Consider the following 25688-nt stretch of genomic DNA (forward strand, 5'->3'; position numbering starts at 1 on the left):
TCAGGAACTCGCCTGATGTAATCACCAGCTTACGTAAAGCAAGGTAATGGAGATTACCCAGTGATTTTCGCGTCAATTAGGCGCTCACTTTACCGCCTTGCTGTCGGAAGTAAGCTCCAGCCAAACATGCAGTCAGCAACAGGAGAAACTCTTAACTGGACGACATGGCAGATGAACATACCCGCGCCCTACCCGCGTTCTTTGCTTCGTAGAGTTGCTTGTCCGCAGCTTCTATCAAAGCCTCGAATCCTAGCTCGCCAGTGGGCGTCAATGTTGCGACACCTAGAGAGATTGTCAGCACACGATCGACATCAGAAGCAGAATGTTCGATGCCCAATGTCCGAACACGTTCTTGCATTCTTTCTGCAATCTCGACCGCACCAGAAAGAACTGTATTGGGCAGAACGCAGGCGAACTCTTCGCCACCATACCGAGCGACCAGGTCGTAGGGCCGTCTAACCGTTGCAGATAACGTTTGGGCAACGGACTTCAAGCAGTCATCTCCAGCCTGATGTCCGTATCGGTCGTTATAGCGTTTGAAAAAGTCGACATCCACCAAAATGAGCGATAGCGGCTTTTGTTCTCGAAAGCACAGACGCCAATCCGCCAATATTTCCTCATTAAATTTTCGTCGATTGGCCACCCCGGTAAGACCATCTATCAATGCCATGGAACGCAGCAGATCGCTTTGTAGTTTCAGGGTTAAATGTGCTCGCACACGTGCTCTGACAATGGTGGTATTGATGGGCTTGCTGATGAAGTCCACCGCGCCAAGCTCCAGTCCTAGCACCTCATCTGACTCCTGCTGCTGTGCGGTAATGAAGATGATGGGGATGTCTTGGGTCGTAGGGTCAACCTTGAGTCGACGGCATACTTCATGCCCGTCCATACCCTCCATGACCACGTCCAGCAGAATCAAATCGGGCAGTTGGGCCTGGCATACGCTGATTGCCTGCTCACCGCTGGTGGCCATGAACACATCGCAGTCCTCACGAAACAGCTCATGAAGTACCCGGATATTAGTCGGTTGGTCGTCAACAATAAGGAGTTTTGGACGGTTAAAGGAATGTGGTAACCAGGTTTCAATCGATTGTTTCATCAGGCTGATCTCAACAGGTCACGACCAATCGGCATCGCAGCGGAAAAGTCTAGCGACTGCACCCTGGCGACAAGTTCGTCGAACTGTGGGCGTAGGGATGGCGGCGTTTTTGACGCCAATGCGTCTGCGAGCTCTATGGCTTGAAGGTTACCCGCTTCCAACAACAGCAAAATCTCCTCTAGGGACTCTCTCCATCGAGCCGGCGCCATGGCGTCTTCGTCAGCACTGCTTTTTTCACGCGGACTCTGGCCAAAATCGGCATTCATTTGCTCAAGGCTTTGTTGCAGTAACCTGCTCAACTCGTCAAACCATGTTGGGTCGGCCAAGAGGCTCGCTACAGTCACGGCGTCTCCGTGTTGGAGTGTGTGCTCCAGGTTGCCGGCCAGCAGCGACAACGCCTTGGCACCCATAGTGCCGCTGCTACCTTTGATGGTATGGAGCACAAAAGCGGCCCCTGATGCATCTTGCCGCTGGATCTGATCCCGCAATCGGACAAGCTGTTTTTCCACCTCGGGGCCAAAGTTGCGCAGCACCTCGCGGATCAAATCGAGGTCACCACCAAAGCGGTCAATAGTTGATGTACGAGACTCTATAACTCCTTCTCCTGTATTGACCTGCCCCAAGGTTAAAGATGCCAGGCTAACTTCACGGCCCGATTGAAAGAGCAGCGTTACCACGAGGTGTTCCAGGTCTATAGGTTTGCCGACATGATCATTCATCCCCGCAGCAAGACAAGCTTCACGGTCGGTATTGGAGGCATTTGCGGTCATCGCTACTATCGGCAACGCTGCAAAGCGCGGATTCGATCGAATGCGACGAGTCGCCTCCAAGCCATCAATATCTGGCATCTGGATATCCATTAATACGACGTCGAAGGGCACACGCTCATTCATCACCTTGCTCACACCTTCCAGCCCGCCTTCGGCCAGCGTTACCTGAGCGCCTTCCCTTGTCAGTAACTCATCGGCGACCTGGCGATTGAGCATGTTGTCTTCCACCACCAATAGTCGCAACCCGGCCAGGCGCTGTGGCCTGTCAACCGTTGACCGAGAAAGGGGGGAATGCAGCAGGTCTTGGCCCTTGAGTGCTCGCTGAACTGCGTCGGTTAGCTGCTTGGGAGTGACCGGTTTGGTGAGAAAACCTACGAAGGGGGCGTCTCCCGCCAGGTGCGCGTCGGCCAATACCTCGCGGCCGTAAGCAGTGATCATAATGATCATCGGAGGTGGCACACCGTTACCCTGCCGATGGATCAATTGCGCAGCGCTCAGCCCATCCATATCGGACATCCGCCAGTCCATCAGTACCACGTCGTAGGCTTCACCTAGCGCCTGGGCGTTCTTCACCCATTCCACCGCTTGCGTGCCACCACTTACGAGGTCAGCCTTCCATCCCAATGCATGCACGGTGCGTAACAGCAATTCACCCGCCATGGCGTTGTCGTCGACGACCAGAATCCGTAAGGACACATCGACTCCAGCAAAGGCGGACTTTAGCAGTGACGTTGGCACTACATCTAGAGTGATATCGAACCAGAAACGACTCCCGACACCTTGCTGGCTCTCCACCTGAAGTTCACCACCCATCAAGGTGACCAACCGTTTGCAGATCACTAGGCCCAGACCTGTGCCACCAAAGCGCCGGGAAGTTGAAGCCTCGGCCTGAGTGAAGCCTTCAAAAATGCGCTGAAGTTGTTCCGGGCTGATACCGATGCCAGTATCAGAAACGGCGATGCGCAAGCTCACAGCATTTTCCGTGCGCATCAGTTGTTCAACGCTGACCACGACCTGGCCTTCCAGGGTGAACTTGAGGGCATTACCCGCCAGGTTGATCAGTACCTGTTGCAGTCGCAGGCTATCGCCGATGAGGTCGTTGGGTAAATTGGAGTCCAGGTCGAACATGACCTCAACCTTCTTATCGCCCTGGTTACCTGCCAGCACAACGGCGAGGTCACGCATGAGCGGTTCAAGCTCGAACGGGTGCACATCGAGTTGCAGCTTGCCCGCCTCAATCTTGGAATAATCGAGAATGTCATTGAGCAAACCAAGTAGTGATTTCGCAGCGATCTGCGCTTTGGTCACATAATCGAGTTGGCGACCATTCAGGTCAGTGTTCTGCATCAACTGCAACATACCCAACACGGCGTTCATCGGTGTGCGTATTTCATGACTCATGTTGGCCAGGAAGGCTGACTTGGCCGCACTCCCTGCATCCGCCTGTTCCTTGGCGTAAAGCAGATGTGACTCTAGCTCGCGTTGAACAGTGATGTCCCGATTGATACCGGTCACGCGCAAAGCTGTACCGTCTGGACTGCGTTCTATCTGTGCACCGGCATGTATAAAGCGGATCTGACCGTCCGGGTGAACGACACGAAAAATTGTGTCATACACATCAGTCCCCTCGACGGCGGCATTCAGCTTTGCCGCCGCTGCCACGACATCCTCGGGGTGAACACGCGAGTACCAGTGCATATAGCTCAGACCGTTATTGCGCAACGTCAGTGGCTGCCCGTAGAACTCGAACATACGGTCATTCCACTGCAAGTTATTGTCCGCCAACGTCCAAGACCAGACGCCCAATTCGGCTACTTCAGCAGCCATCAGCAGTTGATCGTGCACCGCCATCAGTTCGCTACGTTGTTCCAGTGTCGTCTTCAGGCTCGCAGCCAGTTCCTTTTCTGCCGCTTTACGTTCGGTGATGTCTACCGCAATACCCAGATAACCGCTCAATACCCCATCGGCATCGCGCATGGAGGTGACCACTAGCGTCACAGGAAACCGCGAGCCATCCTTGCGTGTGTAAGTCCACTCTCGGGTTTCTGCGCCTTCAAGCTCAGGTTTATGGGTAAGCACACGGAAACCGTCGATAGTCTGAGCGTACTCCTCGCTCAGCTCAACGCCACGTGCAGCGACTTCCTCTGGGACATGGAAGAGCGCCGGGGTGTCTTTGCCCACTAACTCATCGGCGTCATAACCCAACAAATGCTCGGCGCCTTTGTTGAACACACGGATAACGCCATCGAGATCCGTCGCAATGATCGAAACCTCAGTAGCCGAGCGTAGCACCGTGTCCAACAACAGATTGAGATGCCGCAACTCGGATGTTCGTTGCGCAACCTGCTCTTCTAGGTTGGAGTTGAGTTCAAGAATTCGGGCCTCTGCCACTTTTTTCGCCGAGATATCCCTTAACGTCTTGGACGCCCCAATGACGCGACCACCCTCGCCATAAATGGGTGAGATGCTGACGGAGACATCGATCAGTCGCCTGTCCTTGTGATGGCGTTGCGTATCAAAGCTGCCGATACGCTCCCCCGCCTTGATGCGCGCAAGAATATGAGCTTCCTCAGTGACAAGCTCTAGCGGAACAATCAAATTGGCCAGTGTCTGGCCCACGGCCTCCTCGGTGGTATAACCAAAAAGGTGCTCGGCGCCTTTGTTCCAGTTGGTGACGACGCCATCGAGGGTTTTTCCAATAATGCCATCGCCCGAGCTTTCAACGATGGAAGCCAGCCTCGCCTGCTCGACAAATATCTGCCGCCGACGTTGACGGCTGATACTCACGACACTCACCAAGGTCGCCAGAAGAAGCGTGAGAAAGCCACCGAAAAACAGCACAACTTTTGGTGAAACCTGATGTAGGCGCTGGATAAACAGCGAATTTGCGTCGAGTTCGATTTGCCACCGCCTTCCGTATACCTCGCGCTCCAGCTGATGGGTCATCAGCGTTTCACGGCGAGCCGAGTCGTCGGTGCTTTCATAAAACAGCTTCTCTTGTCCTGGGACGGTGATATCCCTTAATCGCAAATGTACCGTCTCATTTTCGATGCGCAGGCCTTTGAGTACCTCCTCGGTCTGCAACACAACATAGCTCCAGCCAAAAGCAGCTGCCTCTCGTTCAGCAGCGGTCACCGGAGTGACTCCGCCGCGAAAGATGGGCATCAACACCAGGAAAGACTGCTGCGGTTTTCCTATGGCCTGTATTAGCGTGATGGGCCCAGTGATCCGTGCCGCACCGTTTTGTATCGAGGATTGTGCCGCCTCTCGCCGCGCTGTCTCTGACGCTATGTCCAAGCCAATGGCAGCCTGGTTATCTTCAGCCGGTTCGACATACTGAATAACGTAGCGTTCGCCTGAATGCGCTGAGAATTGATGAATGGAGAAATCCGCTGCGCCGTCAGCTTGAGCGCGCTTGAGAAACTCGTTTTCATCGCGCTCTGCTACACGCCTGATAAAACCAAAGGCACTGGCGCCGGGGAACTCGAAAGCGAGGTCACGGGTTCTGTGATATCGGCGAAACACTTTACGGCTAATGTCATATTCGCCTGCAGTCAGCACCGCGCCACGAGTACCTCGCAAACCGTATTGGTAAAGATTGAGACGCATTAAAACCAACTCTGTGGCGTTTTCAGTCGCCGCTGCAAGCGCTTCTTGAGCCTGCTGTTCGTTGATGCGCTCAAGGGTCCAGCTCCCCAGAATACTTGCCCCTAGCCCCACGGTTAGAGTGATAGCTACTCCCCAGTTCCATGCAAAAAACTTATGCTTTATCACCCGCATTGTCCCATCGCAGAAGGCCTTTAGCCTTCAAGATTAAAGTTCGAACCCTGTTGGGTGGCCGCAAGATGTCCAACCTGCAAGTCACGAATACGCTCAGGTCAGGCCGGCTAATCGTTGAAGTCTGTCTATGACTGCTTCGGGTTCGCCGTTGTCCATGGCACCGGCAAGGCGCATCACCACTTGTTCGCGGCGAACGTGCATGTGGGGCAACGCATTAATTGCGCCTATCAACTCACGTAGAAGCATAGGCAGCCCCCAGCAAGCTTTCAAGCGAATGACAAAAGGCGCTGAAACATCACGGACAGCGTGGGTAAGCGTTTCTTCGGTCACGCTATTGCCCTGGTTCTCCCCTTTCTGAGTTTGGTACAGCACACAGAGTTCGCCCATGCGGTGCAACAGGGCGGCACTTTCCAGCGGAGCGGGATCCAGACCACATTGTTGAGCTAGGAGCATAACCCTTTCAGCTAAACGCTCGGCATCATTCAGATGAGCCTGGATGAAAGTCATCAGCATGCCGTCAGGTTGAGTATTGGTCTGTCGCAGTGCCTGGCTAATCGCCAGATTCACGCTGGTAAGCACTCCTAACCGTGTCAGAGCACCGTTCAAATTCGTGGATGGCTGGCCAAGCCCGAGATACGCGGCACCGTTGGCGGCGGCGATCAAGTGGGCGCATAGAGCCGGTGCATACTGCCAATCATTGGCGAGTGCTCGTAAATCCATTGACGCCCCGCCATAGCCGAGGTGAAGTTTGTCTTTTACCGAGGCCAGTAAAGGTAAGTCCAACTCACCCGCAGACAAACCACTGAAATAGCTGATCAAGTCTTCAGTGTTGAGAGTGATCGCTCGGGGGGGCTCATCAAGCGGAAGGAGTACGCCCAGGCATTGTACGACGCACGAAACCTGGAATGGCTTGGTGAAAAAGGCACTGATCCTCAGCGATTTTACCGCCAGCACACTATCTCGATCAGCGCGCCCAGTGATCATGATCAGCGGCGGGCTTTGATCTTTTTCGCGAGTTTTCTGCAACAGGTTGACGCCGGGGCATCCGGTAGACTCCAGTCGGCCATCACCAACTGATAGGTACTTGGCTGCCAAGCGTCTAAAGCGCTAGCGACATCGATAAAGCAATCGACCTGAGCAACCGGACGGATGCTCAACACGAGCTGTTTTAAGAGATCTGATATCCAGGGATCATCATCCAGAATCATCACGCGCATTCGATAATCCTCACTGGATTGATACTCAACCTCGCAATGTTTTAGTGGCTGACTATGAGCCACCAGCAAACATAGACGTCGTTGAGATCAACGGGTGAGGTTGTTACCGAGCGATTTGGTGTAAATCACGGCAATTTCCCTTTGACTTGTAGCTTGATAGGATCCTTGAAGGATCGAATCTATGCCTGACCCGCGAACTATACAAGCAAGCAAACAGCTCACAGGTAGTTAGGCTGGCGGGGGTTAGCGCATGAACGCCGCCAATAGCGGATGTGCTTGAGTGATTCCGCCCTGCTGCTCGCCGCCCTCGGCCCGCAAAAATGCGCTGCCCCTCTGATTCACTGATCCAAGCAGTCTTGGCTAACGGCCCGAGTGACAGTCGCCCCATAGTGTTTCGGCTGGTTTTACCCCAACATTTATGGACTGTCCTGGCATCTTCCAAGGGAACACGCCCCGAATGGCTGCAACGGGTCGATTCTGTTGAAAAAGTAGCTCCCCTGTCTGGCCTGCGGCAAAATCTTTGCATTGGCCAGCTGGGAAGCACGCAGCATGATGGGGCAGTTATCGAGTGGGCAGGAGCGTCTGTTTTACTCGTTCAACCTTGAAGATCACATCCCAGCCACTCACCTTCTGCGCAGCATTGATCGGTGTCTTGATCTGAGCGATCTGCGCCATTACCTCGCCGATTTCTATAGCCCGATCGGGCGTCCGTCGATTGATCCTGAACTGATGATCCGTATGCTGATCGTCGGCTACTGCTATGGCATCCGCTCCGAACGGCGGTTGTGCGAAGAGGCCCATTTGAATCTGGCGCATCGCTGGTTTTGCCGGTTGAGCCTTGAAGATGAAGTCCCCAACCACTCGACCTTTTCCAAAAATCGACCGGCCTTTGACGATACGAGCGTTTGACGAGTGGATAGATGGTTTGATGTATGCAGCCGGCTAGGAAAAAGGCAGTCCTCGCTGCGTAGCTGGGCCTGATGTATCCAGGCCGCGAGAGCAGACCGTGTTTGCTCAGTGGTCTCGAACTGCACTGGCCACTGCGTTTTCTGCTGCTTCACCATGGCTCGTGATGATACGCACTCGCCATGGGCGACGTCGCGCACGCGGAGCTTGGTTAAGTCGCAGGCTCAAAGCTTGCTGTCGATGGCCAGATCGAAGAGAGCTAAATCCCGGGTTCTTTCTGCAATTTAAAACCTTACTCGGATGGCCCAGATATCTCACAATCGGAGTGGGGCTTTCTGCCCGACCAATTTTCCTTTGTCCCAGGTTGACGGCTGCAGTATGGACGCAAGCCATGATATCCACACTTGAGCCTCGCAACATTATTGAATGTGGCTTCCAGCCTCTCTCTTGCACCTGCTCAGTCAATCCGGATGGACCATTGATGATCAAGGTATTCGAATCGTAAGCGTACCAGGAACACACCTTCCGAACTCCTGCATTAAGGGCGATGGTGTCCGCGTATTTTTAAGCGGACGCGGTCGCCCTTAACGTCAGGATTTCCATGCGCCAACGAAGCTCTTACCCGAAACCGTTCAAGGCCCAGGTTGTTCAGGAATGCCTGCAACCGGGCGCAACCCTATCCAGCATTGCCATCAGCCACGGCATCAACGCCAACGTTATCCGCAAGTGACTACCGCTTTACCGAGATCAGCCGCCAGCGGCGTTGCCGGCTTTCGTTCCGTTGAGAGCTACGCCCAAACGGTACGCGGAAACGTCGGCGATTATTGAGCTGTCGCTTGGCGAGCAATCGATCACAGTGAAATGGCCAACTTCCGATCCTGAAGGCTGCGCCCGCTTTGTCCGTGGACTCACTCAATGATTCGCGTCGATGCCATCTGGCTCGCCACCGAGCCCATGGATATGCGCGCTGGCACTGAAACTGCGCTGGCCAGGGTGATTGCGGTGTTCGGTGCGGCGAAGCCGCACTGCGCTTATCTGTTCGCGAACCGCCGCGCCACTCGTATGAAAGTGCTGGTGCATGAGGATTTGGCATCTGGCTGGCTCTCGCAGGCTGAATCAAGGTAAGTTTCACTGGCCAGGCATTCGACAAGGCTGCGAGATGGAGCTGGATACCGAGCAACTTCAGGCCTTGGTGCTCGGCCTACCTTGGCAGCGCGTTGGGGCTGGCGGTGCAATCACACTGCTTTAACACCCGCCATTGGCCCATTGATCTATCGCCGCGAACGGCCTGCTCTGGCAATATTCGCGGCATGACTTCATCGCCCAATCTCGACCAAATGTCCCCCGACCAACTGCGTGCCCTCGCAGCGCAGTTGCTGTCCCAGGTTGATTCTCTCGGGTAGCAAGTCGACAGGATGGGCAAGAAAAACGACCGCGACCAAACCATCATCGAGCAACTCACCTACGAAATCGCCTGGTTCAAACGTAACAAGTTTGCCAAGCGCAGTGAGCAATTGAGCCCTGCTCAAGGCAGCCTGCTCGACACCGACATCGCGGCCATTGAAGCCGAACTGAAGGCGTTGAATCCGCCGGCTGCGCCGGCCGAGCCACGCAAGCAGCCCAAGCGTGTTCCTTTGCCTGCGCAGTTTCCGCGCACCGTGATTTATCAGGAACCAGATAACACCCAATGCGGCTGCCAGCTCCAGCGGATCGGCGAGGACGTCAGCGAGAAGCTGGATTACACGCCGGGCGCGTTCACCGTGGAGCAGCATGTGCGCGGGAAATGGGGCTGCCGCGAGTGTGAGACGCTGACTCAGGCACCGGTTCCGGCGCAGGTAATCGACAAGGGCATCCCGACCGCAGGGCTGCTGGCTCACGTGATGGTGGCCAAATTCGCCGACCGTTTGCCGCTGTATCGCCAAGAGAAAATCTTTGGCCGCGCCGGCCTGGCTATCACCCGCTCGACACTGGCGCAATGGGTTGGCCAAACCGGTGTGCAGCTCCAGCCCTTGGTCGATGCGCTGCGCGAAACAGTGCTTGCTCAAGACGTGATCCACGCTGACGAAACGCCGGTGCAGATGCTCGCACCGGGCGAGAAGAAAACCCACCGTGCTTACGTCTGGGCCTACTGCACCACGCCTTTTTCGGCACTCAAAGCAGTGGTTTACGACTTCAGCCCAAGCCGTGCGGGCGAACATGCACGCAACTTTCTTGGCCAGTGGAATGGCAAGCTGGTTTGCGACGATTTCGCCGGCTACAAAGCAAGCTTCCAACAAGGCATCACCGAAATCGGCTGTATGGCGCACCCCCGCCGCAAGTTTTTCGATCTGCACGCGACGAATAAAAGCCAACTGGCCGAGCAGGCGCTGCACTCAATTGGCGGGTTGTACGAAATTGAACGGCAAGCGCGGGAGATGACCGATGAAGATCGCTGGCGAATACGTCAGGAAAAAGCGGCGCCGATTATCGACGCACTGCATACCTGGATGATGGCCCAGCGCGACCTTGTGCCCGAAGGGTCGGCTATCGCCAAAGCTCTGGATTACAGCCTCAAGCACTGGACGGCACTGACTCGATATCTCGAGGATGGTGCTGTGCCCATAGATAATAATGCGGTCGAAAATCAGATAAGGCCGTGGGCACTTGGACGCTCGAACTGGTTGTTCGCTGGGTCACTACGCAGCGGTAAGCGGGCAGCTGCGATCATGAGCTTGATCCAGTCGGCACGCATGAATGGGCATGATCCGTATGCCTATCTTAAAGATGTGCTAACGCGGCTGCCGACGCAGCGTGCGAATGAGGCTGCTGAGTTACTGCCCCAAAGATGGAGCCCCCTATAGTCGAGGAGTGTACTTTTTGAGAAATTTTACTTTGATTCCGAATCCGTCGAACTAACGTACCACCACCGTGGCTTTCTGTCCTCGTACGAGTGATACAACGGTAAGAGAGCTTCTAGATCATTGTCGTCAAAACCACCGACTAGCAATGCGATAGTTGGTTCGTCATCTATTGCACCGACGGAGCTTCCGCACTTTGGACAAAAAGCTCTACTGGAGTAATCCGAGGATCTAAACGCTGAGGGAGCACCACCGGCACCTATCCACTTAACTCTGTCTCGCGCAAACTCGACCCACACGGCAGTAAGAGAGCCAGTATGCTGCTGGCAAGTTTTGCATGAGCACGTATGTGGTTTCTCTGCTGGGCCTAGCGCTTCATATCGAACCCACCCGCAGACGCATCCGCCACTATAGGTTGTTTTTTCCATGTACTACTCCGTTAACCTGTGGTCATAGGGTCAAGCTTAGCGGTAGGCTATCGAACCTGTCTCGACGAGCAATCAATAGATACATATTTTCTAAACCTCTAAATTTTTCTGCCCTAATTTTCAGGGTTACGATATGTGCCGGACGCACAGCATAAAAATCGTGATCCATAAGGTGTATTGAGCGGACGCTTACAGCTCGCTGACAAGATATGGGATGAAACATCTTCCTTTTTCGCCTTGCAGGGAACGGGAACGGCGCAAAGTATCTGCGATGTGCTCTATCTTGAAACGGATTTTCTTGAATCTCGCGATCTGATGCTTGTGATCGATTTAGATAGAAACGAGAAGGCTTTTCGTGGCCCTAATGAATACCCACATACCTTAGAGGCATGCTTGGGGTTTTAACTTGCGAGATTATGCCTCGAGTTCAAGCACTCTTTCTTCGTACCGCTTGAGGCTGGCCTCGCATTCGGTCGTCCTCTCGAGGCGAGCTAGGGCTTGTGCATGCATGGTCCTTGCATCTACCAGCTTCGCTTCTTGCGCAATGACTAACTCTAAAGCCTGGCGGTATTCGCTCTTCATGCTCGACTCCAAGCTTGCAGGTTTGAATCAGCTCCAGCAGCACTCCAAGCTCGGAGCAATGGGTGTGGGGGGAGCCGAAACCAAAAGGCCTCGATCAATGTCGGGGCCCTGAATTAGGTGAGCAGTCTTTCCCCCTGTCTGCCGAAGGCCTTAACGACGCCGACGCCCCGATGCATCAGTCTCGCCGATCCAATCTCGCGCCCCCCCCGCAAGCATGTGAGGTCCGGGGGCACGGGCTGCCGGTGTTGTTTACGCACGTCGCTTATTAGGACTGCCCTTTGATTTTGGCATTTGCTTCATCAATATAATCGTGACCTGCCCAAGTCAGTTGAACAACCAGTTCAAGCATATTCGTCGCCTTGACTGCTTTTAGGAAACCCGCGTCAATGGCTAGAGACAGCGTATATCGGGCCTCTTGTTGGGTAACGCCATGTCCACCATCTGTATCGACAAACCTTTGCACAAGGCGTTCCTTGGTGATGCCGTCTAGGCTGGCTTCAGCCTGTACTAAATCAAGTAAATGCTTGACGTACTTCTGATCTCTCTTCATGAGGGCAACCTCATCGACGCGCGCGAATTACGCACCAGCAGTGTATCAATCATTCGAGTACATATACCGACAAACCGACATAACGACGCTCAATGTCTTCAGCGATGCTCATCAGCTAATTCCTCGAAAAAATGGAATACGGCAGATAGCCTCTAGAGCGAAACAAAAAAAGCCCGACACAGTGGCCGGGCTTGATATCCAATCCCGATACACGGAGGAATGACAGGATGTGTGGAAAATGGCTCACTGGTTCAATCTAAGTCAAGCGGCTTTTTTCTCAATGAGCCCCTCCGCGTGGCTGGAGTTTCTGCTGCGTTTACGCACCACTCACATGACCATTGGAAAAATGCAAACATTCGCCAAGCTGCGCAGCGCTGGGGATTCAACGGTTGCCGAACGCCGCCAGATGCTGGAAAGCCATTTACAGGACGTACAGGTCGAAGTTGTTGATATGCAAAAGGCCATTGCTGCACTGCAAGTCAAAATTGACTACTATCGTGTGCTTGAGGCTAAGAAGGATGTTTAGCACCTGCTCAAAGGGCTCACCGTAATGCAGCCCGTTCATGCCGAAGGCTGATGGCTTGGATCGCATGCTGGCTGACGGCGGCATGACCATGACGATGTCCACAGTTGGCCGACTTCTGCCACTCGATCTCTGCTAACAATCACCCGCCCCACCGGCCTTTGGTTTCCGCCCTTCCCGCTGCTACGCTTCCAACTCTTCGATTGGAGTTGAAACAATGCCCACCGAATATTCGCTTTCTGATGTTCTTGAGCGGCTGTATCAAAATCAGCTCGCCCTGGAGGCCGCAGTAATGGAGCTGACCTTGAAGGTAGAAAACCAAGGTGCAACAAATATTGGCGCCAACGTCCGAGGTGCACTTCACACGATCGGAGAGAACGCCGGACACATCAAACAGGGCTTGGCTAAGCTGAGAGCCCAGGGTCACTGATTAGCGGACCCAACGAGCCGGCGAGCTTGGCGGTTATCCTGCACAGCATAAAGGCTGGACTCGCCGAAGTGTCAGACTTCCCGCGCGTTGCGCGGCGACATCGTTAAGATACGGGCGCTCTCAACCTTTCGTTATGAGAAGCGGCGCACCTTGAGAATCTTGCCCGAAGCTACCTTGTGCTTGGGCTTGGCCACTCGAATAACCTTGTGCTGACCATCGCCTACTGTCTCAACGAGCATGCCATCACGGACCTCCATCACACTGAGTCCGGCCGCCAGCGTATTGATATAAGCCGCATGAATTGCGCCCTTCGCCATGGCTGGAATTTTATCTTCCAGCCGGCTCACCAGTTCATCATTCAACGGTTAGTTGGCGATCATAACGAGCTCCGCATCCAAGGCCAGCACGGAGCCAGCCATCGTGTTACTGCTGCGATCTGGGACAAGCACCGTTCGCTCCTGGGGATGCACACGAGACCTGTTGATCGTCGATGCTTCATCAGGCCCGTACGAAAACTACCGCCAATGCCCTTTAAAAGCCCGCCGACATCAGCGTTGATCTTGAGACTGGGGAATGGCAATTCCTACCTCAAAGAGCGAATTCGAGGGGCACTGTTTGGCCATTTTGACTCAGCTTTTTCCCGCGATGATAACGACCCCAATCCGCTCTGCCAGATTGAGCACCGTGTCGAACACAGTCGAGTCGCCGGTCAAGCTGCGTGAAGCCCCCTGCGGATGAAGTGCGCCGTCAGGAATCCGGTCACCGAAGAGCACCACCGCACGTGCCGAATCATCTTGTCGCGACACCCAAGACAGCCCTTGGGCATCTAGACACTGACGGTGGATTGCCTCTGCCCATTTGCGCGTCGCTGGATATTGATCTTTCTCAGTGTCGATCAGTTGTTTGCGCGTGATGCCCAGTTTCCGCAGGGGCACGCTGGACAGATCAACCAGGTGCAGCGGTTGGCTAACCTGGACGGCAGAATGCACCTGTCCAGTCAGCTTGCCTTTGTCGAAGCTCTTGAACCCAGCCGTATGGGGAACGTCGTGGAAAACGGTCTCCATCAAGGCGCAGTCGACTGTCGTGCCGCCATACAAGGTGGGAATCGCCCGCCCCTGATCATTCTGGATCGGGCTGAAGCGCGCGTTGCCGTGCACACCGGGATTGAATTGATCTGGCTGATATTTATCCTGATGCACACGATGGAGCACCTCGCCTTTGGCAATCACGGTGAAAGTGACGTGCAACGTAGCCGCAGGCACCGGGGTGACGGACGCCGTCAAATCGGTAGCCGGTGTCGCCGTGCCCTTGCTGGACTCGTTACGCTGCTTAGCCATGGGCAATGCCTTGGATTTCGTCCAGTGCGGCAGCAATGACTTTATCAGGCGCCGATGCCAACAGATCCTGGGGCCTTTTGCCGCCCAGAAAACTGTTATCTGACCGGAACCAGTAAGCCATCCCCCAGCCGTCCTTGTGGCCAGCGAAAGCCTCAATAACTTTGGCGAGTGCCTTGAACGGCCGATAGCCCGCGTCCGGGTCCAAGCCATAACCTGGAAAATAGTCGACCCCACCGTGGCTGATGGCAAAGATCTGCCCCTGCTTTTTCCATTTGTTGGGCTGGGCACTCGGGTTTCGAGTACTCAACTGGGCCACCTGGGCGATGTCTGCGGCGGTCAGCCAATCACCGCTTTCCAACACCGCTTTGCGGGCTTGGACCAGCATTGCTGCTTCCTTAAGCAGGCGAGGCGAAGGTGGCTTACGCGTCACAAACACCTCGGCCAGTCGCTCTAGCGACTTCGGGTCCTGACGCTCCCGCAGCACCTCATACATTGAGGAGGCCACATTGGCGAAGTTTTCCGCCAACGCCTCAAATACACTGAGGTTGACCTGATCGAAAGACACGACCAGGACTCGGTCCGCATGCGATCGGCTCAAGCTGGCCCGAGCCTCCTTAGGCGTACCAACCAAGGTGGAGACGCCCGATTGCTCTGTAACGCTCATGGAAAATCTCCTCGCCAGTTATCTAAGTTATCCAATACTAGAATATCCACCATAACCTACACACAGGTCTACCTTTTCATTTCATCTGAATGAGAGATCGAGGCGCACGCCCCTGCCGTTAATCTGCGTGACGGCGCAGATGATCGCCCGCAGAATTCATAATCCGCACATTTGAATGTGAGAGAATCGACGATTACAGACAGGAGGTCAGACGCTTGCAGACACTAGAAGCTATCCGAATCCAGATGCGAGAAGCTGAAACGGTATTGAAAGCACTCGACAAGGAACTGGAAAATATCACCTTCGATTCCAGCAAGCGGGAGAGTGTTGAGGCCGCCATTGACCACGTCATCCAGACTATCGACACGCAGCTTGAAGGATTCAAAAACAACCCTATCCTGGGTCCTATGGTGGAAGAGCTAAAAGCTCAATACGTAGAGGGGATCCAGACCAAGGTTGCTGATTCAGCACTTAAGCGGGCTTGAACGTCCCGGCCTGCAACGATTTGACTCCCGGTTCTGGACCTGCAGAGCGGGCATACGCATAAGCCGAGTTACGCTACGAAGGCTCGCCGCAGGACGAATGCTGAGATTATTTGAGCTTAACTGGCTTTACCGACCGTTGCTCCGCTTCCTATGTCAGATGCGCAGCATTTTAGCAATGTCCTGATCGCGCCACGGACATTACGTTTGCTTAACTCTTTTACTGTAAACCAGCGACAGTCATCGATTTCATTGGCCGCACGGGGCTTCTGGTTTATGGCCGGTGTTGCTTCGAAGAGAAAATGAACGACCTTGTCATCCTTGTACTGCGAGACATAGGAAAGTTGGTCAAATATCAATCCCGTCTCCTCAGCCATTTCTCGCCTCGCTGCTTGCAAAGGCGTCTCGCCCTTTTCTACGCGACCTCCTGGCAGATTCCATTTGGCATTGCGCTTGCGCACAAATAAGATCTCCTCCTCATGGCGACAGATCACCGTCGCACGTCTTTTCAGACCGTTGCGCGTGAAGCTCGCTGCTTCCATTGCGTCCATGAGCGCTCCCCAATCCGTCCATTCGCCACCAATGTCGCACGGCAATACTTTGGACGATGGTGCACCACACACATGTCGATATGATGACTTGCTACCGTCTACGGACGTTTATCTGCAAGGCCAATGAAGCTTTCAGTGAGTGATTACCTTAGAGCTGCCGCATTGCCACGCGAATGCAGCGACGTGCACCTAATTCAGCAGCATCTCAGTGGAGCTCAAAAGCTCCAATACTGGTCAGAGCTTCAGTAATGCTTCATGAAGCTCAACGGTGGGAATAGCCTCCACCGCCCGCTGCCGCTCGAGCCATAAGCGCATTTTTTCTACGTCGAAAATCTGGCCCTGCTCCATCAGACACAAAATGAGTGCCCTCGACATTCTGTAGTGCCCACAGCTAACGCATTGACGTTCTTCCCAGTCTTGAGCCTCAATAGTCTCTGCACGGCCTGCACATATAAGGCAGCTCATCGGCAACCTCCGTTTTTATAACGTTCCTGTTCATACAGCCTCTCAGAGGCTTTCAACTCATGCACTCAAATTGATTCTTTATCCACCTGAACGGCAGATTATCAAAACCCAGCCAGTGCGCGCTGGACCAGCGGCAAGCGACGCGCAATGGGCCCTGCGTCTGAAACGCTCCCGTGAGCAGGTATTAGCTTTGATGCCGGGCGCTCGTGACCGTTCGTACGAAGTTCCACAGCTGTTTTTGTCGACAACAAACTTAAGCCGGCATTGATGCGTCTGAGCTTTTGCCTAACCGCGTAGTCGCCTGGGCTATCCCCCGCTTACGATCGAAGTCGCTAAGCGGAGTGGACTGCACCCCCTGAATTTTACTGCTTTGCGGACACTTTAGGCAGAAGCCTAGAGAGCTCCTGGAGTCGGGTCTCGGCTGCATCAAGGGCCTTGAGTGCTGCCCTTTCCCACTCAGGCGCAAGGGGCTTCAGATCCGTCTCAACTTCCGCTTTCAGGCACCACTGGTGGTGGTCGTGCCATGACCCTAAAGCCGACTGTACCGACTTGAGGGAACTGGAAGCTTTCTTGCTGAGTGGCGATATCGTAGGAAACGCTTCGGTCAAATAGCGCGTGCGTTTCACTAATATCCGCAGCTCATGACGATCAAAATCCGGATCATTCAATGCAAGGTGTAAACGATCGACCTGCTTGGTGAGGGCTTTCTCGATCCGTTTCTCCAATCCACCTGGCGTGTTTGCCAATGAAGATACACGTAATGCGGACGGCCACTCGTCCAATTTGGCAAATAGCTCATTCATTTCGTTCGAGGTCAGGATGTCGTCATACCCCGGACGGAGCCTCCTTCGCCGCCGCCCTGCCTCAGCGTCCATACCCCTTTCGGTGAGTTCGTGAATCATGACCTCAAGGTCTCGCGCGGGGGTCGTCAGGCGACCGACATCAGCGGCAGCGGCTCGCAATGGCGCCATGCTGGCAATATTTCGAACCGGTGCCAGAAGGCTACGGATGCGTCGTACCGAAATCCTCAGGGCATGCAACGCATCTGTGTCAGTGCCTGCTTCCAAACGAGCTCGGGCATGGTAAAGGGAAACTTGGAGCTTCAGAATTTCACCGACGTACCTGTTAACAAAAGACATGGGGCATCTTCCTGTCATCAATGTTCGCTAAAGACTAGCAACAAACGGCGCTAAGAACGCTTTCGTATCATTTCGGCTTGATACAAGAATTTAGCTGTTGAACAACGCTACCAAAATCCTAAGCCGTCAGAGCAATCAATGCCTGCGGTCTCAGGAGATAAACGTCAGGCTCATTCATCTCAACGTCACCACTCGATGTAAGGCTGGTCTCACCCCAGATGCCAGGGCGCTGCGAACGCCCGAGGACTACCAATGAGACTTGCCACGTACAACGTCGAAAACCTCTTTAACCGCGCCGCCGTAATGAACCTTGAGGGGTGGGCAGAGGGCAAGCCGACGTTGGAGCGCTTCGCAAAACTCAATGCCTTGCTGGGCCAACAAGCCTATTCAGCAGCGGATAAGCGACTCATGGTGCGTTTGCTGGATGAACTGGGGCTTAGCCGCTCAGACCGGGGGCCGTTCACCCAGCTTCGGCAAAATCGCGGCAGCTTGGTCAAACGATCCCGCAGCGGGGAAATAACAATTGTCGCCAATGGGCGATCCGATTGGGTCGGCTCGCTGGAGCTGATTCAGGCGCCTGTTGACGAGGAAGCCATGCGCAACACTGCCAGGGTCATGATTGATCTGAAAGCCGATGTACTCGCGGTGGTGGAAGCTGAAAGCAGACCAGCGTTACGCGACTTCAACACCGAGATCATCGGTGGATTAGGTGGTGATACGTTCAGCCACGTGATGCTGATTGACGGCAATGACGAGCGCGGTATTGATGTCGGCGTGGCCGCGCGCGCGGGCTTTCCAATCGGAACCATGCGCAGCCATGTGGATGATCGTGTGGACACCGGTCCTCTGATTTTTTCGAGGGATTGCCCAGAGTTTTATCTGACAATGCCATCCGGCCTCCGGTTGGTATTGTTAGTCAATCACTTCAAAAGCAAAGGCTACGGTAGCCTCGCTGACTCGGCCAAAAGAAGATTTGCCCAAGCCAGTCGAGTGAAAGAGATCTATGACTCGCTGATTGAGCAAGGCGAACAATATGTCGCCGTTGTGGGTGACTTGAACGACACGCCGGGCAGCGACGCATTGAAGCCGCTCCTTGGAGATACGAAGCTGAAGGATGCATTCACTCACAAGCGTTTCGATGACGGCGGTTATCCTGGAACATACGGCTCGTGCACAGCCGCCAACAAAATTGATTATCTACTGCTGTCGCCGGAGCTCTTTCTGAAGGTTAAAGCTGGTGGGGTTTACCGCAAAGGCATGTGGCCAGGTTCAAGACCGGTACGCTGGGAGACATACCCTGAAATCATCAAGAAAGAAAATGCGGGCTCCGACCATGCTGCAGTGTGGGTAGATCTAGATATTTGAGCACTTTGAAGCTGATCGCTAACTATCGGTTCGCCTTCGCGGCCCCTAGCCGTTGCGATCTGGTCTCTACTCCGCTCCAAGCGCTCAGTTATAGGGGAGATCAATCGACGTTAGAGCGCGTGCGTTGCGAGCTTCTGCCCGCCTGAGCGCTGGTTTGAGTGACACAAACCCAGCTCAACATTGCTTGACGCTGCCAGCGCACCACAACGTCAAATCCTCGGCCGGCCTCCTTTTGGACCTAGGACTTGCATCCCATCGATGCTAAAAGAACGCTCAGGAGGTGCTTTTCGGGACCGATAATTTGGCATTGCGCTCGAGGCGTCGCTGATCACGCGGATCGACACCCTTCGCGACCAGCGCCCTGGCAACATCACGCAGCATGCGAGCATCGCGCAGACTAATTTCAGGATAGGTGCCGAGCGAAATGCGTGGTTGCTTGCCCATCCAAGAAAAGCGGAAATGCCAGCTCTTGGTGCCTTTCGTATTCACGAAAAGTGCAAGCCCATCAAAGTCAGGAAGGGTGTAGTTTTTTGCGCGAGATTTGGCGTGTCGGACCGCCGTATGGGTAAGGACCATTGTACTATCTCCATCTCAAATAAATGAGGGAGTGTTGTACTGTTTTCAGAGTGCCAAGCATCTCGAAAAACTGACTTACCAAGCGTCGAATTTATGTACTGAAAAATGTACTTAAAAATCGTGGCTATTGATGTATCAGAATAGACTTTACTGGAACAAAAAAAGAGGCCGAAGCCTCTTTTTTTGCCTTCTACATACTTCAATGGAAGTTTATAGAAAAATAATTGGAGCGGGAAACGAGACTCTCATCTGGCGACCGACCCATTGAAAAACAAGGGTTTTCTTTTCTTGCCGAAGCAGGAAAAGACTTAATTCTGGACTCGTTTTTGGGGAGTATCAAGGGCCAAGAAGGGGTGACTCCGGGCTGTGCCATTTCCTTCTATCCATAGCCAACCGGACCGGAAGCGTCCGGTCTGGACAGTTAGGCGATGGTTTACGAGATGACGATGACGCGTCGGTCCGTGAAGGACGGCAGGCTTCTCTCGTCACGAGCGAGCACCCGCCAACCGAGTCGATGATGCCTTTTCAGCACCAGCGTAACACGCCCGCCATGTGGACTGCTTGTGCCCAAAATTCTCTGAAATTTAACATCCGCTCCGATCGAGTTGACCTAAACTCGCGATAGATTGGGATGGCAGACTGCATGTACACATTAGTGACCTTCACCATTGCGGAACTGTTCGAAAAGGTATGGGAAACGCCGATGGTCAAATTGGCTCAGGACATCGGTGTGTCTGACGTTGCTGTCGCCAAGGCTTGCCGCAAAGCCGGCATCCCTCTCCCTGGCCGTGGCTACTGGACGAAGCAGGAAAAGCAGCGACCACGCAAACCCAAGCTTCCTGCTATTGAGGGCGTGATCCAATTCCAAGTTCTCGACCGTGCCCCCCTACCCACTGCGAATAATGCGGAGACAAACTCACCTACAGTCCAGCGGATGATTGAAGTCCCGTCTCAATTGACCGAGCCCCACGCTCTGGTGAGTCAGTGGTTAAAAAGCACAAAGGCAGCAAAGCTCAAAGATGGCTACCTCGATTACGCAGGCAAGCGTGTCTTGAATGCAATGACCTCCTCGTCATTGATCGAACGCTGCGCAATCCTGTTTGATGCACTGATCAAAGAAGGTGAAGCTGAAGGTTATGCATGGAAGATCAATGCTGAAGGAAAAACCATTGTCACTGTTAACGACGAGCCCATAGCCGTGCGACTCGTGGAACGCTTAGACAAACATCCGATACCGCCCCCGCCTCCCCCCAAGCGCCGTCCCGGTGTTCCTTGGGAACCTGATTTTATGTCTCTGCGAAGGCCACAGTTTGAGTGGACCTCAACGGGTGAGCTGACCTTTCAGATTGAAGCGCGGATGGATTATGGGGAACGGAAAAATTGGAAGGACACCAAGACCGCACCGCTCGAGAAAAAACTACCTAGCATTTTGTCCGGCCTCACGTCCGCCTCAATCTCCATCAAGGCGCTTCGAGAGAAAGAGGAGGCAAGAAATCGTGAATGGGCTGAAAATGAGAAACGTCGCCTTGAACGTGTCCGAGAAGCAGAAACACAGCGTCGTCTCAGGCGGTCACTCGTTAAGCATACGGAGTGCTGGGAACGCGCCGAGCGCTTACGGGCGTTCATAAAGAGTGTTGAAGACAGCCTTAAATCTGCCTCTCTAGCAGATCCCGAAATGGCCCAGAGATGGATTGATTGGGCTCACAAGCAGGCTAACCTCTTAGATCCACTCCAGGAGAGTCTCGCACAGATCACCAATTTGGACGTGCAGCTGGAAAGCGGGTTCAGTGGTTCACACTACGGCCAAGTGGAAAAAGGTTGGTGGTCCGAATAAGCGCTGAAAGGAGCATTCCATACCTACCTGCCTGGCTTAAATTCGTCGATTCGCCCGTCTCCCAGGATATGGTCCCTTACATCTCAACCTGCGTACCAAGCTCTATCACCCGGTTCAACGGCAGCTTGAAATACTTCAGGGTAAGCGGCTGGCAAACACACCTTGCGATGAAAGCGCATAGCTCGGTTGTTGACTCACTCACTCGTTGTTGATTACTGGTGAGTCAAATCTGAAATCGCAGCGACGACATTTATCACCATCTCTTCGACCGCGATTTCTCCGTTCAACCTAAGGGAGGGTTTAGTCAGTTGCTTGAGCCAAAGCTCATGTCTAGGCCTACTACGACCCGCTCTGGTACCTGAGTCATAGCTTTCAGCCCATGTGAGAAATTTTTGGTGGTTCGCATACATGTCGCCTCCAAGCAGAATTCGGTGGCCATACCGTTGTGATTCACGTGATCTCAAGCGTTCCATTCGCAGGGCCGTTGGAGTGTCAATGAACACCACCAGATCAGCGCTTTGAATCACCTCAGTTCCCCAGTCATCTAGTGATCCGGACAGTGCCCAGGGGAAGTCAGCCAGCGCCTGTTTTAACAGAGCAAGTCTTTCTTCAGGCGGACGTGATTTCTCAAAGGGTGGATCCGTCGGGTACCAATAGTAATCATCGACATCAAAATGAGGCACGCGAAGCCTGTCAGCCAATGCTGCTCCTAACGTGCTAACTCCAGCTCCCGAAGCGCCGCTGATATAAATCCGTTTACTCACCGCTTGATCTCCTGTGTTGCGAAACAATCAGCTGGCAGGCATTTGCCAATTATGCGGCAGTAACTGAGCAATACCATTCGCCCGATGCGTTGGCAAACGTGTGAGCACGTCCTTCAAGTAGGCGTAAGGATCATGCCCGTTGAGCCGCGCCGACTGGATCAAACTCATGATCGCCACCGCGCGTTTTCCGCTACGTAACGAGCCAGCGAACAGCCAGTTCGAGCGCCCAAGAGCCCACGGCCGGATTTGATTCTCGCACCAGTTGTTATCGATGGGCACAGCACCGTCATCGAGATAGCGCGTCAGCGCTATCCAGCGTTTGAGGCTGTAATCCAACGCCTTGGCGATGGCCGATCCCTCAGGTACAAGCTGCCTCTGGGCGATCATCCAGATATGAAGTGCGTCGATGATCGGCGCTGCTTTTTCGTGCCGTATTCGCTGCCGGACACCCGGTTCCAGCTCGCGTGCCTCTCGTTCAACTTCATACAAGGCCGCGATGTAGTGCAGCGCCTTTTCGGCGATCTGGCTCTTGTTGGTCGCGTGCAAGTCGAAAAACTTGCGGCGTGCATGGGCCATGCAGCCGATCTCCGTGACGCCCAGTTCAAAGCCTGCTTTGTAGCCAGCGAAGTCATCGCAGACCAGCTTCCCGTTCCAGTGGCCGAGGAAGTTTCGAGCATGTTCGCCAGCACGGCTCGGGCTGAAGTCGTAAACGACCGCCGCCAGATCGGAGAACTGGCTGGTGGCATACGCCCAGACGTAAGCGCGATGAGTTTTCTTCGCGCCAGGCGTCAGCATTGGTACCGGGGTCTCGTCGGCGTGGACGACGCCTTGCGTCAGCACGGCTTCGCGCAGCGCATCAACCAGCGGCTGTAATTGCACGCCGCAGTTGCCCACCCACTGTGCCAAGGTCGAACGGGCGATGGGCAGCCCGGCGCGGCCAAAGATTTTCTCTTGGCGATACAGCGGCAGATGGTCGGCGAACTTGGCCACCATGATGTGGGCCAGCAGGCCCGCTGTCGGGATGCCTTTGTCGATGACGTGCGCCGGTACCGGCGCCTGTATCAATGTTTCGCACTGTTCGCAGGCCCACTTCCCACGGATGTGGCGCTCGACGGTGAACACGCCGGGCGTGTAGTCGAGCTTTTCGCTGGCATCTTCGCCGATGCGCTTGAGGGCGCAGCCGCACTGGCAGTGGCTGTTGTCCGGTTCGTGATGGATCAGCGTGCGAGGAAACTGCGGTGGCAGCTGCGTGCGCTTGGGTTGCAGGCGCACTTTGGCTTCGACAGGTGCCGGTTGCAGCGCCTCAAGTTCGGCTTCGATAGCGGCGATATCCGTATCGATCAAGTCGTCGAGCAGGCTGGCTTGATCCGGGCTCAACTGCTCGCTGCGCTTGGCAAACTTGAAGCGCTTGAGCAGCGCGATCTCGTGGGCCAGTTTCTCGTTGACCGACTTGTGATGAGTGATTTGCTTGTCCATCGTCTCGACGCGCTGGATCAACTGCGCCGCCAAGGCACGCAGTTCTTCAGGGTTTAATTGATCGAGATTCGGATGTGAAGTCATGCCGCCGATTTTGCCAGAGAGGGCTAGTGGCGGCGATAGACTGATGGGCTAATTGCGCTGGCAAGCGCGCCATTGCAGAAGAGTTAGAGCAACGTGATGGCTCCGCCGGAACCAACGCGTTGCCAAGGTAAACCGAGCACTAAGGCTTGAAGTTGCTCTGCATCTAACTCGACTTCAGAGCCGTGCCGCACGCCCGGCCAAAAGAACCGCCCTTGATTCAAGCGCCGAGCGGCCAGCCAAATCCCTACACCGTCATGCACCAAAACTTTCATGCGATTGGCGCGGCGGTTGGCGAACAAATAAGCACAGTGCGGCTTCGCCGCACCGAACACGGCCACGACCCGCGCCAGCGCGGTTTCAGTGCCGGCGCGCATGTCCATAGGGTCGGTGGCGAGCCAGATGGCGTCGATGCGAATCATCGCAGTAGGTCTCGTAAAAAAGCAGAGCATGCCGCTGCATTTTCTGCTGGCCAGCTCACCACGACTACGCCTTTTGAATGAGGCACTTCGATTCGAATCGCCGCAGGAAGAACCTGATGCGTCGCTATCGACGGCCCTGCCTTGACCGGAATAAAGGCAGTTTGCAGTGCCTGGTTTTTCTGCCCATGCACCCGAATCCATTTATGGACGAGGTTGGCGTTGAGGTTGTGGGTCAAAGCGACATTTGCAATCGAGGTGTCAGGCTGCGCACATTCGGCAATGACTTGGGCCTTGAAGGATTTGGAATAGGAACGACGTTCTTGTGGCATGGGCGTCCGCTTAAAAAGGCTAAAAAATGGTGTCCACTTAAATTTAGGTGGACACCATCGCCTTAAGCGATGGCATCAGGAAGATGTGTTGCCCGGACGGTTACTGATCATCCTCCACTATCAAGACTTCACCTTCTATGATTCCCATCTCTTGCCAATTCGCGATCATTTCTTATCTCGGCCCATAAGCGGCTGGCATCCGGCCAGAAGCTGACTTAGATTTGATGCTTGTCACGCTAATAGGAGGTTGTAAACCTTCCACAAGGCTGGGAGGCTAGAGTGAGGTTTACCATACGGACATGCTGAAATGAGAACACGAAAAATCTTAATCACAGGTGCTGCGGGCCAGATCGGCGCTGCTTTTTGGGCAGCGCAAGACGATAAATCAAATTTGCGTTTAGCCGATATAGACGTATCAAAACTTCCAGACTCGGCACAACGTTTCTCTCTCGATATCAAGGATCAAGCCAGTTGCCTTGAAGCTTGCGAAGACATAGATACAGTGATTCATTTAGCGGCTGACCCTAGCCCAGACGCCGACTTCATGACATCCCTGCTTCCTGTGAATATTGTGGGCACATACAACATGCTGTTTGCCGCAAAGGCTCAAGGCTGCAAGCGCTTCATATTTGCGAGCAGCGCCCAAGTGATCGAAGGATATCCAACGGATGTCCAGATCCAGGAATGTATGACACCTAAACCGGGCAATCTTTACGGGGTCAGCAAAGTGTTTGGGGAAGCTTTGGCTTCGATGTATGCCAACGATGGTCACATGACAACCATCGCAGTCCGTATCGCAAACGTAGCCAAATTTCACCCAGGAGAAAGCCACAGTCCCAGGGACGTAGCTGCTTTTATCAGTTTTAGGGATGTTGTCGCACTACTTAGAAATTGTGTTGAAGCCGAGTTAAACGGATTTCACGTAATCCATGGGGTATCAGATAATAGATATAAGCGTCTCTCTATTGATAACACGAGAAAAGTTGTTGGGTACGTCCCCATTGATGATGGATTTGAGATTCTGGAAGGACACGCTCAACCTGAGTGATCGCACGTACCTATCTGTTCAACTGACTACGTT

Annotated in this window: 25 protein-coding genes and 4 pseudogenes; 12 read left to right on the forward strand and 17 right to left on the reverse strand. The window is 54.1% G+C overall.

Features of this window, described 5'->3' with window-relative positions; all coding sequences use genetic code 11:
* Positions 1–151: 151 nt before the first annotated feature.
* From QNH97_RS14085 to QNH97_RS14100, 4 genes are all read right to left on the reverse strand, one after another.
* Positions 152–1099: a diguanylate cyclase gene (locus tag QNH97_RS14085; protein WP_283557389.1), complete on the reverse strand. Its 948-nt coding sequence runs from the start codon at positions 1097–1099 to the stop codon at positions 152–154.
* The gene (locus QNH97_RS14090) at positions 1099–5649 is read right to left on the reverse strand and encodes a PAS domain-containing hybrid sensor histidine kinase/response regulator (RefSeq protein WP_283557390.1); all 4551 of its coding nucleotides are present in this window, start codon (positions 5647–5649) and stop codon (positions 1099–1101) included. The genes QNH97_RS14085 and QNH97_RS14090 overlap by 1 nt, the downstream gene beginning before the upstream one ends.
* Before the next feature lie 93 nt (positions 5650–5742).
* Entirely contained in the window at positions 5743–6675 is a 933-nt protein-coding gene (locus QNH97_RS14095; RefSeq protein WP_283557391.1) for an HDOD domain-containing protein, read from the reverse strand.
* On the reverse strand, positions 6636–6866 hold the full coding sequence (locus tag QNH97_RS14100) for a response regulator (RefSeq protein ID WP_283557392.1): 231 nt from the start codon (positions 6864–6866) through the stop codon (positions 6636–6638). Before QNH97_RS14100 ends, QNH97_RS14095 begins: the two co-directional genes overlap by 40 nt.
* Positions 6867–7415: 549 nt before the next feature.
* Between QNH97_RS14100 and QNH97_RS14105 the strand changes: the two are divergent.
* Positions 7416–7748: pseudogene (locus QNH97_RS14105) on the forward strand (transposase); the annotation flags it as partial.
* A gap of 3 nt (positions 7749–7751) precedes the next feature.
* On the opposite strand, the pseudogene QNH97_RS14110 reads toward QNH97_RS14105, so the two are convergent.
* A pseudogene (locus tag QNH97_RS14110) lies at positions 7752–8083 on the reverse strand (site-specific integrase); the annotation flags it as partial.
* A gap of 80 nt (positions 8084–8163) precedes the next feature.
* On the opposite strand from QNH97_RS14110, the gene QNH97_RS29505 reads away from it, so the two are divergent.
* From QNH97_RS29505 to tnpC (QNH97_RS14130), 5 genes and pseudogenes are all read left to right on the forward strand, one after another.
* Positions 8164–8277: a DUF1652 domain-containing protein gene (locus QNH97_RS29505; RefSeq protein WP_502944525.1), complete on the forward strand. Its 114-nt coding sequence runs from the start codon at positions 8164–8166 to the stop codon at positions 8275–8277.
* 96 nt (positions 8278–8373) lie between these two features.
* Positions 8374–8502 (forward strand): transposase, encoded by a 129-nt coding sequence (locus QNH97_RS14120; protein WP_283557393.1) that lies wholly within the window; start codon positions 8374–8376, stop codon positions 8500–8502.
* A gap of 185 nt (positions 8503–8687) precedes the next feature.
* Positions 8688–8897: an IS66 family insertion sequence element accessory protein TnpB gene (gene tnpB, locus QNH97_RS14125; protein WP_283557394.1), complete on the forward strand. Its 210-nt coding sequence runs from the start codon at positions 8688–8690 to the stop codon at positions 8895–8897.
* Positions 8851–9021: an IS66 family insertion sequence element accessory protein TnpB gene (gene tnpB / locus QNH97_RS29365; protein ID WP_350356199.1), complete on the forward strand. Its 171-nt coding sequence runs from the start codon at positions 8851–8853 to the stop codon at positions 9019–9021. The genes tnpB (QNH97_RS14125) and tnpB (QNH97_RS29365) overlap by 47 nt, the downstream gene beginning before the upstream one ends.
* Before the next feature lie 61 nt (positions 9022–9082).
* Positions 9083–10612 (forward strand): annotated as a pseudogene (gene tnpC, locus QNH97_RS14130) (IS66 family transposase).
* A gap of 26 nt (positions 10613–10638) precedes the next feature.
* Here tnpC (QNH97_RS14130) and QNH97_RS14135 read toward each other — a convergent pair.
* Together QNH97_RS14135 and QNH97_RS14140 are read right to left on the reverse strand one after the other, a co-directional pair.
* A complete protein-coding gene (locus QNH97_RS14135; protein WP_283557395.1) occupies positions 10639–11037 on the reverse strand; it encodes a GFA family protein in 399 nt (132 codons plus the stop codon).
* Positions 11038–11884: 847 nt separating this feature from the next.
* Positions 11885–12169, reverse strand: coding sequence for a DUF2513 domain-containing protein (locus QNH97_RS14140; protein ID WP_283557396.1), 285 nt, complete (start codon positions 12167–12169; stop codon positions 11885–11887).
* A 238-nt stretch (positions 12170–12407) separates the two neighbouring features.
* Here QNH97_RS14140 and QNH97_RS14145 point away from each other — a divergent pair, with 238 nt between their 5' ends.
* Together QNH97_RS14145 and QNH97_RS14150 are read left to right on the forward strand one after the other, a co-directional pair.
* The gene (locus QNH97_RS14145; protein WP_283557397.1) at positions 12408–12695 is read left to right on the forward strand and encodes a MerR family DNA-binding protein; all 288 of its coding nucleotides are present in this window, start codon (positions 12408–12410) and stop codon (positions 12693–12695) included.
* Between the two features lie 214 nt (positions 12696–12909).
* Positions 12910–13122 carry a hypothetical protein gene (locus QNH97_RS14150; protein WP_283557398.1) on the forward strand — a complete coding sequence of 71 codons (213 nt, stop codon included), beginning with the start codon at positions 12910–12912 and terminating at the stop codon, positions 13120–13122.
* A gap of 131 nt (positions 13123–13253) precedes the next feature.
* Here QNH97_RS14150 and QNH97_RS14155 read toward each other — a convergent pair whose 3' ends face one another.
* From QNH97_RS14155 to QNH97_RS14165, 3 genes are all read right to left on the reverse strand, one after another.
* Entirely contained in the window at positions 13254–13484 is a 231-nt protein-coding gene (locus tag QNH97_RS14155) for a hypothetical protein (RefSeq protein ID WP_283557399.1), read from the reverse strand.
* A 267-nt stretch (positions 13485–13751) separates the two neighbouring features.
* Positions 13752–14459, reverse strand: a complete 708-nt coding sequence (locus tag QNH97_RS14160) for an RES family NAD+ phosphorylase (RefSeq protein WP_283557400.1) — start codon at positions 14457–14459, stop codon at positions 13752–13754.
* On the reverse strand, positions 14452–15123 hold the full coding sequence (locus tag QNH97_RS14165; RefSeq protein WP_283557401.1) for a hypothetical protein: 672 nt from the start codon (positions 15121–15123) through the stop codon (positions 14452–14454). The genes QNH97_RS14160 and QNH97_RS14165 overlap by 8 nt, the downstream gene beginning before the upstream one ends.
* A gap of 215 nt (positions 15124–15338) precedes the next feature.
* On the opposite strand from QNH97_RS14165, the gene QNH97_RS14170 reads away from it, so the two are divergent.
* Positions 15339–15608, forward strand: a complete 270-nt coding sequence (locus QNH97_RS14170; protein ID WP_283557402.1) for a YuaX family protein — start codon at positions 15339–15341, stop codon at positions 15606–15608.
* Positions 15609–15724: 116 nt separating this feature from the next.
* On the opposite strand, the gene QNH97_RS14175 is transcribed toward QNH97_RS14170, so the two are convergent.
* Complete coding sequence (locus QNH97_RS14175) at positions 15725–16156, reverse strand: NUDIX hydrolase (RefSeq protein ID WP_283557403.1); 432 nt, start codon at positions 16154–16156, stop codon at positions 15725–15727.
* Positions 16157–16983: 827 nt separating this feature from the next.
* Positions 16984–17760, reverse strand: a complete 777-nt coding sequence (locus tag QNH97_RS14180; protein WP_283557404.1) for a CHAD domain-containing protein — start codon at positions 17758–17760, stop codon at positions 16984–16986.
* A gap of 252 nt (positions 17761–18012) precedes the next feature.
* On the opposite strand from QNH97_RS14180, the gene QNH97_RS14185 reads away from it, so the two are divergent.
* Positions 18013–19125 carry an endonuclease/exonuclease/phosphatase family protein gene (locus QNH97_RS14185; protein WP_283557405.1) on the forward strand — a complete coding sequence of 371 codons (1113 nt, stop codon included), beginning with the start codon at positions 18013–18015 and terminating at the stop codon, positions 19123–19125.
* Between the two features lie 309 nt (positions 19126–19434).
* On the opposite strand, the pseudogene QNH97_RS14190 reads toward QNH97_RS14185, so the two are convergent.
* Positions 19435–19701 (reverse strand): annotated as a pseudogene (locus QNH97_RS14190) (Arm DNA-binding domain-containing protein); the annotation flags it as partial.
* A gap of 643 nt (positions 19702–20344) precedes the next feature.
* On the opposite strand from QNH97_RS14190, the gene QNH97_RS14195 reads away from it, so the two are divergent.
* Positions 20345–21535 (forward strand): hypothetical protein, encoded by a 1191-nt coding sequence (locus QNH97_RS14195; protein WP_283557406.1) that lies wholly within the window; start codon positions 20345–20347, stop codon positions 21533–21535.
* A 212-nt stretch (positions 21536–21747) separates the two neighbouring features.
* Here the strand turns inward: QNH97_RS14195 and QNH97_RS14200 are convergent, their stop codons facing one another.
* From QNH97_RS14200 to tnpA, 4 genes are all read right to left on the reverse strand, one after another.
* Positions 21748–22299: a P-loop NTPase family protein gene (locus tag QNH97_RS14200; protein WP_283557407.1), complete on the reverse strand. Its 552-nt coding sequence runs from the start codon at positions 22297–22299 to the stop codon at positions 21748–21750.
* A gap of 27 nt (positions 22300–22326) precedes the next feature.
* Positions 22327–23859 carry an IS66 family transposase gene (gene tnpC / locus QNH97_RS14205; protein ID WP_283557408.1) on the reverse strand — a complete coding sequence of 511 codons (1533 nt, stop codon included), beginning with the start codon at positions 23857–23859 and terminating at the stop codon, positions 22327–22329.
* A gap of 83 nt (positions 23860–23942) precedes the next feature.
* Complete coding sequence (gene tnpB, locus QNH97_RS14210; protein ID WP_024960816.1) at positions 23943–24278, reverse strand: IS66 family insertion sequence element accessory protein TnpB; 336 nt, start codon at positions 24276–24278, stop codon at positions 23943–23945.
* Positions 24275–24607: an IS66-like element accessory protein TnpA gene (gene tnpA / locus QNH97_RS14215; protein ID WP_283557409.1), complete on the reverse strand. Its 333-nt coding sequence runs from the start codon at positions 24605–24607 to the stop codon at positions 24275–24277. Before tnpA ends, tnpB (QNH97_RS14210) begins: the two co-directional genes overlap by 4 nt.
* A gap of 307 nt (positions 24608–24914) precedes the next feature.
* Here tnpA and QNH97_RS14220 point away from each other — a divergent pair, with 307 nt between their 5' ends.
* Positions 24915–25655 carry an NAD-dependent epimerase/dehydratase family protein gene (locus QNH97_RS14220; RefSeq protein WP_283557410.1) on the forward strand — a complete coding sequence of 247 codons (741 nt, stop codon included), beginning with the start codon at positions 24915–24917 and terminating at the stop codon, positions 25653–25655.
* The last annotated feature ends 33 nt before the right edge of the window (positions 25656–25688 follow it).

Origin of the sequence: Pseudomonas sp. G2-4 (assembly GCF_030064125.1) — a bacterium.
Classification (GTDB): domain Bacteria; phylum Pseudomonadota; class Gammaproteobacteria; order Pseudomonadales; family Pseudomonadaceae; genus Aquipseudomonas.

Coding starts and splice junctions, on each gene's coding strand:
- QNH97_RS14085 (WP_283557389.1), bottom strand. CDS start 1,099: ATGAAACAATCGATTGAAACCTGGTTACCACATTCCTTTAACCGTCCA.
- QNH97_RS14090 (WP_283557390.1), bottom strand. CDS start 5,649: ATGCGGGTGATAAAGCATAAGTTTTTTGCATGGAACTGGGGAGTAGCT.
- QNH97_RS14100 (WP_283557392.1), bottom strand. CDS start 6,866: ATGCGCGTGATGATTCTGGATGATGATCCCTGGATATCAGATCTCTTA.
- QNH97_RS29505 (WP_502944525.1), top strand. CDS start 8,164: ATGATATCCACACTTGAGCCTCGCAACATTATTGAATGTGGCTTCCAG.
- QNH97_RS14120 (WP_283557393.1), top strand. CDS start 8,374: ATGCGCCAACGAAGCTCTTACCCGAAACCGTTCAAGGCCCAGGTTGTT.
- tnpB (WP_283557394.1), top strand. CDS start 8,688: ATGATTCGCGTCGATGCCATCTGGCTCGCCACCGAGCCCATGGATATG.
- tnpB (WP_350356199.1), top strand. CDS start 8,851: ATGAGGATTTGGCATCTGGCTGGCTCTCGCAGGCTGAATCAAGGTAAG.
- QNH97_RS14135 (WP_283557395.1), bottom strand. CDS start 11,037: ATGGAAAAAACAACCTATAGTGGCGGATGCGTCTGCGGGTGGGTTCGA.
- QNH97_RS14140 (WP_283557396.1), bottom strand. CDS start 12,169: ATGAAGAGAGATCAGAAGTACGTCAAGCATTTACTTGATTTAGTACAG.
- QNH97_RS14145 (WP_283557397.1), top strand. CDS start 12,408: ATGGCTCACTGGTTCAATCTAAGTCAAGCGGCTTTTTTCTCAATGAGC.
- QNH97_RS14150 (WP_283557398.1), top strand. CDS start 12,910: ATGCCCACCGAATATTCGCTTTCTGATGTTCTTGAGCGGCTGTATCAA.
- QNH97_RS14160 (WP_283557400.1), bottom strand. CDS start 14,459: ATGGCTAAGCAGCGTAACGAGTCCAGCAAGGGCACGGCGACACCGGCT.
- QNH97_RS14165 (WP_283557401.1), bottom strand. CDS start 15,123: ATGAGCGTTACAGAGCAATCGGGCGTCTCCACCTTGGTTGGTACGCCT.
- QNH97_RS14175 (WP_283557403.1), bottom strand. CDS start 16,156: ATGGACGCAATGGAAGCAGCGAGCTTCACGCGCAACGGTCTGAAAAGA.
- QNH97_RS14180 (WP_283557404.1), bottom strand. CDS start 17,760: ATGTCTTTTGTTAACAGGTACGTCGGTGAAATTCTGAAGCTCCAAGTT.
- QNH97_RS14185 (WP_283557405.1), top strand. CDS start 18,013: ATGAGACTTGCCACGTACAACGTCGAAAACCTCTTTAACCGCGCCGCC.
- QNH97_RS14195 (WP_283557406.1), top strand. CDS start 20,345: ATGTACACATTAGTGACCTTCACCATTGCGGAACTGTTCGAAAAGGTA.
- tnpC (WP_283557408.1), bottom strand. CDS start 23,859: ATGACTTCACATCCGAATCTCGATCAATTAAACCCTGAAGAACTGCGT.
- tnpB (WP_024960816.1), bottom strand. CDS start 24,278: ATGATTCGCATCGACGCCATCTGGCTCGCCACCGACCCTATGGACATG.
- tnpA (WP_283557409.1), bottom strand. CDS start 24,607: ATGCCACAAGAACGTCGTTCCTATTCCAAATCCTTCAAGGCCCAAGTC.
- QNH97_RS14220 (WP_283557410.1), top strand. CDS start 24,915: ATGAGAACACGAAAAATCTTAATCACAGGTGCTGCGGGCCAGATCGGC.